The 11,058-nt window shown below is 61.1% G+C and carries 7 protein-coding genes, 1 pseudogene and 1 riboswitch; of the genes and pseudogenes, 3 read left to right on the top strand and 5 right to left on the bottom strand.

Annotated elements, in window-relative coordinates; all coding sequences use genetic code 11:
- From QZ511_RS14975 to QZ511_RS14965, 3 genes and pseudogenes are all read right to left on the bottom strand, one after another.
- Positions 1-446, bottom strand: a pseudogene (locus QZ511_RS14975) (phosphomethylpyrimidine synthase ThiC); the annotation flags it as partial.
- A 132-nt stretch (positions 447-578) separates the two neighbouring features.
- Positions 579-677, bottom strand: a riboswitch (TPP riboswitch).
- A gap of 254 nt (positions 678-931) precedes the next feature.
- On the bottom strand, positions 932-2,299 hold the full coding sequence (locus QZ511_RS14970) for an aldehyde dehydrogenase family protein (protein WP_295803538.1): 1,368 nt from the start codon (positions 2,297-2,299) through the stop codon (positions 932-934).
- Positions 2,300-2,320: 21 nt separating this feature from the next.
- Positions 2,321-3,070 carry a sulfite exporter TauE/SafE family protein gene (locus tag QZ511_RS14965; RefSeq protein ID WP_295803536.1) on the bottom strand — a complete coding sequence of 250 codons (750 nt, stop codon included), beginning with the start codon at positions 3,068-3,070 and terminating at the stop codon, positions 2,321-2,323.
- 366 nt (positions 3,071-3,436) lie between these two features.
- Between QZ511_RS14965 and QZ511_RS14960 the strand changes: the two genes are divergently transcribed.
- From QZ511_RS14960 to QZ511_RS14950, 3 genes are read left to right on the top strand one after another with little or no spacing between them, the layout of a single operon-like run.
- Complete coding sequence (locus tag QZ511_RS14960; protein ID WP_295803534.1) at positions 3,437-4,945, top strand: thymidine phosphorylase family protein; 1,509 nt, start codon at positions 3,437-3,439, stop codon at positions 4,943-4,945.
- Positions 4,946-4,950: 5 nt separating this feature from the next.
- A complete protein-coding gene (locus QZ511_RS14955; protein ID WP_295803532.1) occupies positions 4,951-5,883 on the top strand; it encodes a ribose-phosphate diphosphokinase in 933 nt (310 codons plus the stop codon).
- Positions 5,880-7,241 (top strand): MBL fold metallo-hydrolase, encoded by a 1,362-nt coding sequence (locus QZ511_RS14950; protein ID WP_295803530.1) that lies wholly within the window; start codon positions 5,880-5,882, stop codon positions 7,239-7,241. The genes QZ511_RS14955 and QZ511_RS14950 overlap by 4 nt, the downstream gene beginning before the upstream one ends.
- 102 nt (positions 7,242-7,343) lie before the next feature.
- On the opposite strand, the gene QZ511_RS14945 is transcribed toward QZ511_RS14950, so the two are convergent.
- Together QZ511_RS14945 and dnaE are read right to left on the bottom strand one after the other, a co-directional pair.
- The gene (locus tag QZ511_RS14945) at positions 7,344-8,300 is read right to left on the bottom strand and encodes an acetyl-CoA carboxylase carboxyltransferase subunit alpha (protein WP_295803528.1); all 957 of its coding nucleotides are present in this window, start codon (positions 8,298-8,300) and stop codon (positions 7,344-7,346) included.
- Between the two features lie 323 nt (positions 8,301-8,623).
- On the bottom strand, positions 8,624-11,058 hold a 2,435-nt coding region (dnaE, locus tag QZ511_RS14940), incomplete at its 5' end, for a DNA polymerase III subunit alpha (protein WP_295803526.1).

The raw sequence follows: 11,058 nt of genomic DNA, 5'->3' as shown, positions 1-11,058 counted from the left end.
GCTTTGCGTGGGGCGGGCAGGTTGTCGAAGCGGATATGGTCGAGGCCCTGGTCGGCCATGCGTTTCTGGCTGTAGGCGGCCTGGCGGCTGTCGAGAATTTCGCTATCGCCGCGGGCTTCGATCCATTGCTGACGAAGTTTTGGCAGGCCGTCGCGGACATTGGGTGTGTAATCGGGGTCGGAGTATGGGCCGGCGGTGTCGTAGACCTGCAGGGGTTCGTTGGGCTCAAGCACGGGATTGGCTTCGTCGCCGCCGACGAGGCTCTGGCCTAGACAGATTTCGCGTACGCCGACATTTACGCCTTGGTGCTCCCCTTGCAGGTAGACTTTGCGGGAGTTGGGGAATTGTTGGGCGGTGAGGCTATCGAGAAATTGTTTGGCGCTTTGTTGCTGCTCGGCGCGGCTTTTTTTGTCGGCTTTATTCTGCGGTTCGGCGACTTGAGACATGCTGACCCCTTGCGTTGTGATCCTTGATTTTGGATGACTTGCGGGGTGCAGTTCTGGGATTCAAAAACGGGGGGATGGCAGGTTTTGAGCGGGCTGTATCTGGATACAGGCCCATTGAATGCTCAAAAATAAGCGAATTCAGATCTTGTTCCCTACGCGGGGGTTACCCCGATCAGGTTCAACGGATCTCGCTACTGCGATCTCAGCCCGAAGGCACTCCGACAAGTTGGGGCCGAGTATAGGGGATGGAATTTGGTTTGAACAGGACGGTGGATCACGTTTTGTGAATTGTGGCGCTTGGCTGGTCTTGTGATCTGAGCTCTAAAAGTGATTCAGAGGCGGTGCCGCCACCGGGTATTGGTTCGCAAGACACGCCGTGAACCCATCCATGGGGGCTCTTCCGCGAGGTCCCTCTCGCGGAAGGTCTTGCGAACCAATACTCGGCGTCGTCACCTTCGATTCAACACACTCGGCTTCGAAAAAAATCAGATCACCAACGTTTTCTGATAACTCATTTCACGAATCGCGTAACTCACCCCTTCCCTGCCAACGCCACTTTCTTTTACACCGCCAAACGGAAAATGCTCCGCGCGGAAGCCCGGGCCATCGTTGACGGCCAGGAGGCCGACTTCCAGCTGGTTGTACAGGCGTTTTGCGAGTGCGAGATTCTGGGTGAAGACACCGGCCTGCAAACCAAACGGCGAGCTGTTAATCAGTGCGACCAGCTCCGCTTCGTCGTCGAATTTGCGCAGGGGTACCACCGGGCCGAAGGTTTCTTCGGCAACGATTTCCGCATCGTCGGCGACATTGTCGAGGATGGTTGGCCACAGGATATTGCCTTCGCGTTTGTGGCCAAACAGGACCCGCGCACCCTTATTTACGGCGGAGGTGATGCGGCCTTCGACTTCGTCCGCGGCCGCGGTGTGGATGAGGGGGCCGACGAAGGTGTCGTCGTGGGTCGGGTCGCCGACTTTGAGTTTGTCGGTGGCGGTAACGAGTTTTTCGGCGAAGGCGTCGAAGACTTCGCTGTGTACGAACAGGCGTTTGGCGGCGGTGCATCGCTGGCCGGCGGTGGCGAAGCGCTGGTTGATGGTGGCGGTGACGGCGGCGTCGAGGTCGGCGTCGGGCATGACGATGAGGGGGTCGTTGCCGCCAAGTTCGAACAGCATTTTCTTGTAGCCGGCGTTGGCGGCGATGGCATTGGCGGCGGCGGTGCCGCCGGTGAAATTGATGGCGTGGATCTGCGGGTGTTTCACCGCGTAGCTGGTGGCTTCGATGTCCGGGATCAGCATCTGCAGTACGGATCGGTCCATGCCGGCGGCATAGCAGAGCTCTACCAGCAGTTCGGCGGAGCGTTTGTTTTGCGGGCCGGGTTTGAACAGGATGGTGTTACCGGCGGCAAACGCGGGGCCGATTTTGTGCACGGCGATATTGATCGGGAAGTTGAATGGGGTGATGCACAGGACGGTGCCGAGTGGCTTCCACAGGACTACGCCGATTTTTTCGCGCCTGGGCGGGAAGGCGTCGGAGTCCAGCGCCTCGCCATTGATTGCACGGGCTTCCATGGCGCTGGAAAGCGCGGTGTTGTAGGCGCGATCGATTTCCACGCGGCTGTCGCTGATGGTCTTGCCGGTTTCCTCGGTGATCAGGCGAGCCAGGTCTTCCTTGCGCTCCAGCATCAGCTGGGCGAGTTTCAGCAGGATATTGGAGCGCTCAAAGGCCGGGGTGGCGAGCTGGACTTTACGCCCTCCCACCAGCAGTTCGATGGTTTCTGCCACCTGCTCGCGGGTATGGAAGTCATACTCTTCGATCAGTTCGCCATTGTAGGGATTGATGATCTGATAGTCGGCCATAGTGCTTCCTGTAAAAATCTGTTATTGCGCGATCAGCTGGTAGGCGATGCGGACACCGGCCACCAGCAACGCTATGCGCATCAATTTGAAAAACAGTGCACTGTCAATGCGATTCAACAGTGCCACGCCGATCCGCGTGCCGAAGATTGCGGCAACCGTCAGCAGCAGGATCAGCCCCAGGTGATCGGAAAAGGCGAACCCCAGGTAGATGAAAGCGGGCACCTTGAGTGCATGGCACCAGGCCTGCATGACGGATTTGTTGGCAACGATTTCTTTCGGGGTCAGATCCCCGCGTACAAAAAATGCCGCGAGCAGGGGGTCAACCGCACCGGCCAGGATACCCAGGGTGCCGGTGCCGATACCTACCCAGAAAAAATTCCGCGGTTTGAGGCGGATTTCCGGCAACCTTTTCGGCTTGAACACGGTGTAGAAAATCAGTATTGCCAGCAGCGCCATCGGCAGTTGCTGCCAGCTGAGGCTGGCGAGCCCGAGGGTCATCAGCACGGAACCGATGGTGCAGCCAAAGAAAAACGGCACGCACATATCCCAGCGGATGTGCTCGCGGACGTAAGCAATCCGCGCCAGGTTACTCATCAGCTGCACGGCGCCGTGGATCGGCACCAGCAGTCGCAGCGGGATGGCCACATTGAGCGCGGCAAACATCAGGATGCCGCCAGCGCCGCCGGTCACAGCAGAGATAAAGGCACTGATCACACAGACCACTAACAGCAGCCCCAGCGTCAGTCCGGAAATGTCACCCAGTTCCGCCAAGGCAGACCTCTACTTATTATTGGCAAATCGTTTGTTGCACAGTGGGATTTTCAGCGATGGGCAGAATACCCTCTGGACAGGGGCAAACCCAGTAGTCACGGGCCCCATGCAGGTTAATTAAGGACATGACCGCAAGGGCCGTGAACGGGCGCAAGACCGCTGCCCGGGCGGTGATTCACTTGCCGTCGCTGCCCCCAGGAGCTTGACTTATATAGTTGTGGGTGGACCGCGGACAGACCAGGCTCCACCCGCAGTTCCATACCTTTTTGCCAGGAAGATTCAGACCGGTTCTGCGGTGCCCTTCGGGTCGCAGCCGGTGCTCTACAGCTAAAACCAGGTTGCGACTATATGGCCGGGGAACTGCCATTGAAAGCCTACAGGATGGGCATAGACACTCACCAGGAGCCCGTGGTCTATATGCGCAAGGATTGCGCGGTCTGCCGTGCGGAGGGCTATACCGCCAATACCCGACTGCAGATCAAGGCGGGAGAATGTACCCTGATCGCCACCCTGAATACCGTTGCCGAGGAAATCCTGCCCCGCGGGAGTATCGGCTTTAGCGACAGCGCCTGGGAATTCCTGGATTTAAAGCCCGGTACCCCGGTCCTGGTGCACCACGCGCCAGAGGTCCACTCTCTCAGTGCCCTGCGCAAGAAGATTTACGGCAACAGCCTCAACACGCTGGAAATCAGCGGCATCATTCACGACATTGGCAGACGCCTCTACTCGGATATCGAAATCGCGGGGTTCCTCACCGCCTGCGCCGGGGGCCGCCTTTCCAGTGCCGAAACCATCGCCCTGACCACCGCCATGGTCAACAATGGCAACCGCCTGCACTGGCCAGAGTACGAGCGTATTTTTGACAAGCACTGTATCGGCGGCCTGCCCGGCAACCGCACCACGCCGATCGTGGTTGCCATCGCCAGTGCCGCGGGCCTGATCATCCCGAAGACCTCGTCCCGCGCCATCACCTCCCCCGCCGGCACCGCCGACACCATGGAGGTGCTGACCAATGTGGACCTGCCCCTGCTGCACCTGCGCAACGTTATCACCCGCACCGGCGCCTGCCTGGCCGCCGGTGGCGAAGTGGGGCTGAGCCCCACCGACGACCTGCTGATCCGCATCGAGCGCGCGCTGAACCTGGATAGCGAGGGACAGCTGGTGGCCTCGGTGCTGTCGAAAAAAATAGCTGCGGGTTCCACCCACATTCTCATCGATATGCCCATTGGCCCCACTGCCAAAGTGCGCGACCGGGAGCAGGCGGAGCGGCTCGCCGCCCTGTTCCAGAGCGTCGCCAGGGGCCTTGGCGTGACAGTGCGTTGCGTGATGACCGATGGCAGCGAGGCCATCGGCTGGGGAATCGGCCCCGCAGAGGAGGCCCGCGACGTACTCAGTGTATTGCGCAATGCGCGCGACGCTCCCTCAGACCTCACGGAGCGGGCGCTGTACCTCGCCAGCCAGCTGCTGGGTATGGCCCGCGACATAAGCGACCGGCAGGCCCTGCAGGAGGCCCGGGAAATCCTGGCCTCCGGCCGCGCCTGGCAACAGTTTCGCAAGATTTGCGAAGCCCAGGGCGGGCTCAAGCAAATTCCTACCGCCGGCCATCACATCGAGCTGCGCAGTCAACGCCACGGCCGTTTACGCAGCATGGATAACCGGCGCCTCGCGCACCTGGCAAAAGTCGCCGGCGCGCCCTCCTCGCCGGAAGCGGGCCTGCGCCTGCGGGTCAAGGTGGGCGAAATGATCCACGAGCACCAGCCCCTTGCAACCCTGTACGCCGAGACCCCGGGGGAACTGGCTTACGCCCGGGAATATTTCCACCAGAACCGCGACCTGTTTGATGTGGCGGTGGAAGAATTGCCGGTGCGGGAGTGATTGCGATGGCCCGCCCGGTACTCTTTTCCCTTGAAGACGCGCTGCCGCTAACTGAGCCGATACAACAGGGCATCGGCGCCGAACAGGGCGCACTGGAAATACGGCGCTTCCCGGATGGCGAAAGCTACCTGCGGGTGATGTCGGCAGTGAGTGATCGCGACTGCATCCTGCTGGTGAACCTTGCGCAGCCGGACGACAAAATCCTGCCCCTGCTGTTCCTGGCCGAGGCCCTCCGTTCCCGGGGAGCGAAACGCGTGGGACTGGTGGCCCCCTATTTGAGTTATATGCGCCAGGACAAGGCCTTCCAGCCCGGGGAGATTGTCACCTCCGGAATTTTCGCGCGCCTGCTTTCCTCTGCCGTGGACTGGCTTGTCACGGTTGACCCGCACCTGCATCGCTACCACAGTCTCGCTGAAATCTACCGCATTCCCGCGCTCGCCATTTCCGGCACGCCGGCACTGCAAAACTGGATCGTCACACAGCCGGGTGCGCTGCTGCTGGTAGGGCCGGATGCGGAAAGCCGCCAGTGGGTAGAATCACTGGCGCGGGAAACCGGGCAACCGTTTATCGTTGGCGACAAGGAACGCTACGGTGACAGGGATGTGCGGGTATCACTGCCGCAGGACAGGCGCATTGCGAATGCCACCGCGGTCATCGTCGACGACATCGTCGCCAGCGGGCACACGGTACTGCAATCCATCGCGGCACTGAAAAGTGCCGGTGCATCGCGCATCGTCTGCGCTGCAGTACACGGCGTGTTCGCGGAAAATGCCGACCGCAAGATCTTGCACGCGGGCGCCGACCAGCTTGCGGTCAGCAACAGTATTCCCGGGAAGCACTGCGCGTTTGATCTCTCGCCGCTATTGCTACCGGCGATCGAAAAACTACTCGCGAACCGCAACCCCACAGAAAATCCACACGGAGGTGGGCACAGGTGAATATCACTTTTCTCGGTGGCACCGGCACCGTTACCGGCTCGAAGTTCCTGGTCAGCCTGGAGGACGGCAAACAGGAATTTCTTGTCGACTGCGGCATGTTCCAGGGCTACAAATGGTTGCGGGAACGCAATTGGGAAACGCCCCTGTTCGATTACCGACGCCTCAGCGGCATAGTGCTCACCCACGCGCACCTGGACCACTCGGGTTATATTCCGCGGCTGTACCAGCTCGGGTACCGCGGCCCGGTGTACTGCCACCACGCCACCCGCGACCTCTGCTCCATTCTGCTGCCGGATGCCGGCCGCATCCAGGAAGAGGACGCGCGGTTTTACCAGCGCCACCAGCTCAGCAAGCACGCCCACCCGGAGCCGCTGTACAACGGTGATACCGCAGAGGCCTGCCTGGAGCTGTTCCAGCCGGTGGCATTCGATGAGCCGGTACGGATTGGCAACGCCAGCCTCTATTTCCAGCCAGCGGGGCATATCCTCGGCGCCGGCAGTGTGATTCTGGAAGCGGACGGCAAGCGGGTGGGGTTTTCCGGCGATGTGGGCCGCCCCGACGATCTCATCATGCACCCGCCTCGACCACTGCCGGCTCTGGACCTGCTGTTACTGGAATCCACTTACGGCGACCGCCGTCACCCACAAATCGATCACGCCGCACAGCTGGCGGAGATCGTCAACACAACCGTCAGCCGCGGTGGCGTCCTGGTGATCCCGAGCTTCGCAGTGGGACGGGCACAGACCCTGCAATATCTGCTGCTGAACCTGATGCGCGACGGCAAGATCCCGAAACTGCCGGTATTTCTCGACAGCCCCATGGCCATCGACGCCTCGGAAATCTATGCCCGCTATCCGGACCAGCACCGCCTCAGCGCGGAAAACTGCAGCTTCATGTGCACCGGCATCCAGTACACCCGCAGTGTCGACCAGTCGAAGGCGCTGGAAAATATCCAGTATCCGCACATCATTATCGCCGGCAGTGGCATGGCCACCGGTGGCCGCGTACTGCACCACATGAAGCGACTGCTGCCGGATCATCGTGCGACGATTCTGTTTGCCGGCTACCAGGCCGGCGGTACCCGCGGCGCGCGCATGCTGGCCGGGTCACAGAGCGTGAAGATTCACGGGGAATACGTGCCCTGCAAGGCAAAGGTCGAAATGCTCGAGGGGCTGTCCGCCCACGCAGATTACAAGGAACTGGGGGACTGGCTGTTGCAGTCAAAAATGGAGTCGGGCACCGGGATCCAGCTGGTGCACGGGGAACCGGATGCCGCGGACTGCATGCGCCTTTACCTGCAGGACAATACGCCGTTCAAGGCGCGGGTGGCGGACTATCGGGAAATTCTGCGCCTGTGACAAGCCGCAGCCAACGACGGATTTTCCGGCGTAAAAAAAAGCGGCAACCTCGGTTGCCGCTTTTTTTATGGAATGCGTAACTGCATTCAATCGATTGCGCGATCAGCCGGTGACATTGCCGTAGCTCATCAGGCGCTGGTAACGCTTATCCAGCAGCTCGTCCAGCGGTACCGCGGACAGCCGGTCCAGCTGCTCGCTGAGACGATCGCGCAGGCGCGCCGCCATCAGGTCCGGATCGCGATGGGCGCCGCCCAGCGGCTCCTCGATGGTCTCGTCCACGATACCCAGCTCCTCCAGCACACTGGAGGTAACGCCCATGGCTTCCGCCGCCAGCGGCGCCTTTTCCACGGTCTTCCAGATAATGTTGGCGCAGCCTTCCGGGGAAATCACGAAATACGTCGAGTACTGCAGCATGTTCAGCTGGTCGCCGACACCGATCGCCAGCGCGCCACCGGAGGACCCTTCACCAATTACGGTGCAGATAATCGGCGTGCGCAGTCGGGACATTACCGCCAGGTTCTTGGCGATGGCCTCGGAAATACCGCGCTCTTCACTGTCGATACCCGGATAGGCCCCGGGTGTGTCGATCAGGGTCAGCACCGGCATCTTGAAGCGCTCGGCCATTTCCATGATGCGCTGGGCCTTGCGGTAACCTTCCGGCTTCGGCATGCCGAAGTTGCGCTTGACCTTGTCATTGACACTGCGGCCCTTCTCCTCACCGATCACCGCCACCGGGCGGCCCTCGAGGCGGCCGATACCGGCAATGATTGCCTTGTCGTCACCGAAGTGCCGATCGCCGTGCAGCTCATCCCAGTCGGTAAAGATGCGCTCGATATAGTCTTTGGCGTACGGGCGCTGCGGATGGCGCGCTACCTGTACGATTTGCCAGGGAGAGAGGTCTGAATAGAGGGACTCGGTGAGCTTCTCGCTCTTTTCCCGCAGGCGGGTGATCTCTTCAGCAATGTTGAGCTCGTTGTCGTCGCCCACATGCTGCAGTTCCTTGATCTTGCTTTCCAGTTCCGCAATCGGCTGTTCAAACTCGAGAAAACTGAACTTCATTTAATTCGCGCCTTGATAATCCTGTGGACCCACCGCCCCAATCGGCAGCGAAATGCGACCAAAATACCCCTATTGGTCGCAAATGGGCCTCGTGTACTGAAAATGGCGGCTAGCTTACCGGGATAGGACCAGCCAGTCGAGTGCATGACTCACTTACAGCGCTCAGTAGTGAAAATTGAAGGTGAGGCGCCGGGGCGAGTATTCCGAACCGTCGGCGACATGGACGTCGCCGACGGAGCGTACAGGGACGTATTCACAGCGTTTCGGAATACTCGCCCCGGTGACTCGCCGCCACCGCGCTAATTAGAGCCATCTACTCAAATTCACTGCCGTTGAGTGTAGTCGAGCTGCACCCCCTCTCTGCCGATCACCTCCCGCAGGGACTGGATCAGCTGGTCGTTTGGCTCCACTTTCCACTCTTCCGCGAGGCGGAAAGTGGCGCGGGCATCGCTGCGCTCCACCAGCACATTGACCGGGCATTTGCCACCCGTATACGGGCGCAGGCAGGCACTCAGGCGCTGCCCCATATTCGGCAGCGCCTCGGCGCTGGCGAGCTTCAGGGTCACCCCGATCACACTGCCACTGCGCAGGTCATCCAGCGTCGACACACTGTTCACGCTCATCTTCAGACCGCCGCTGTAATCGTCGTGGGAAATGGAGCCCTCCAGCACCAGCAGCGAATCCTTCACCAGCTTCTCCCGGTGCTCGCCAAACGCCTCACTGAACACCGCCGCCTCGATACGGCCACTGCGGTCATCCAGCGACACAATCGCCATGGAATCCCCGCGTTTGGTCTTCATCACCCGCATGCCCACCACCAGGCCCGCCACCTTCTGGCTTTCGCGGCCCGGCTTCAGGTCCGCGATGCGCGCCTTCACCAGGTGCTTGAGCTCGTCTTCATACTCGTCGATCGGGTGGCCGGTAAGGTACAGGCCGAGGGTATTCTTCTCGCCCTCGAGGCGCTCGCGAATGCTCCAGGGGCGCGCGCGGCGGAAATCCTCGTACACGTCGCCATCGGAGGCGGAGCGCACCACCTCGCCGAACAGGTCCATCATGCCGGCGCTGTCGTTCTTGCTCTGCTGCTCGGCAGACTTCACCGCCTCGTCCAGAGAGTTGAAGAGTACTGCGCGGGAGTAGTTCAGGCCATCGGCGTCGTCGGCACTGGGACCGATGCTGTCCAGGGCACCGGAGCGCACCAGCGCCTCCAGTGCGCGCTTGTTCACCTTGCGCGGGTCGATGCGGGAGCAGAAGTCGAACAGATCGGTAAACGGACCGCCCTGCTCCCGCTCGGCAATAATGTTGTCGATGGGGCCTTCACCCAGCCCCTTGATCGCACCCAGGCCATAGATGATGCGGTTGTCCACGTCCACCGAGAACTGGTAACTGCCGAGATTCACATCCGGCGGCACCAGGTCCAGATTTATCGCCCGGCACTCTTCGATAAAGGTCACCACCTTGTCGGTCTTGTCCATGTCCGAGGACATGGTGGCGGCCATAAACTGTGCCGGGTAGTGCGCCTTCAGCCACGCGGTCTGGTAGGACACCAGGGCGTAGGCGGCGGAGTGGGATTTGTTGAAGCCGTAACCGGCGAACTTCTCCACCAGGTCGAAGATCTTCATCGCCAGATCCGGATCCACGCCCTCGGACTTGGCGCCCTCCTCGAAGGTGCTGCGCTGCTTGGCCATCTCCTCGGGTTTTTTCTTACCCATGGCGCGGCGCAGCATGTCCGCGCCGCCGAGGGTGTAGCCCGCGAGCTCCTGGGCGATCTGCATCACCTGTTCCTGGTAGACGATAACCCCGTAGGTGGGCTCCAGGATCGGCTTCAGTTTCTCGTGCTGGTACTTGGCGTCCGGGTAGGCCACCTGGGCGCGGCCGTGTTTGCGGTTGATGAAGTCATCCACCATGCCCGACTGCAGCGGGCCCGGGCGGAACAGGGCCACCAGGGCGATCATGTCCTCGAGATTGTCCGGCTGCAGGCGCTTGATCAGGTCCTTCATGCCGCGGGATTCCAGCTGGAATACCGCGGTGGTCTCGGCGCGCTTGATCAGCTTGAAGGTTTCCACATCGTCCAGTGGCAGCGCCTCGATCACCAGTGGCTCTTCGCCCTCGCGCGCGCGCTTCTCGTCCACCATCGCCTTGGCCCAGTCGATGATGGTCAGGGTGCGCAGGCCGAGGAAGTCGAACTTCACCAGGCCCGCGTCTTCCACGTCGTTCTTGTCGAACTGGGTAACCAGGCCGGCACCGGTCTCGTCACAGTAGAGCGGGGCAAAGTCGGTGAGCTTGGTGGGGGCGATTACCACACCACCGGCATGCTTGCCGACGTTCCGCGCCACGCCCTCGAGCTGCAGCGCCATCTCCCAGATTTCCTGCCCCTCTTCGTCATTCTCCAGAAATTCGCGCAGCACGTCTTCCTGGTCGTAGGCCTTCTGCAGGGTCATGCCCACGTCCGGCGGAATCATTTTCGACAGCTTGTCCGCGAGGCCGTAAGACTTGCCCTGCACCCGCGCCACGTCCCGCACCACCGCCTTCGCGGCCATGGTACCGAAGGTGATGATCTGGCTCACCGCGTTGCGGCCGTAGTTGTCGGCCACGTAATTGATCACGCGGTCACGCTTTTCCATACAGAAGTCGACGTCGAAGTCGGGCATGGACACCCGCTCCGGGTTCAGGAATCGCTCGAACAGCAGGTCGTATTGCAGCGGATCCAGGTCGGTAATTTTCTGTGAGTAGGCAATCAGCGAGCCCGCACCGGAACCGC

The sequence above is a fragment of the uncultured Microbulbifer sp. genome (genome assembly GCF_913055755.1).
In the GTDB taxonomy this organism is placed as follows: Bacteria; Pseudomonadota; Gammaproteobacteria; order Pseudomonadales; family Cellvibrionaceae; genus Microbulbifer.
This window is presented reverse-complemented; position numbering and strand designations above follow the sequence as displayed.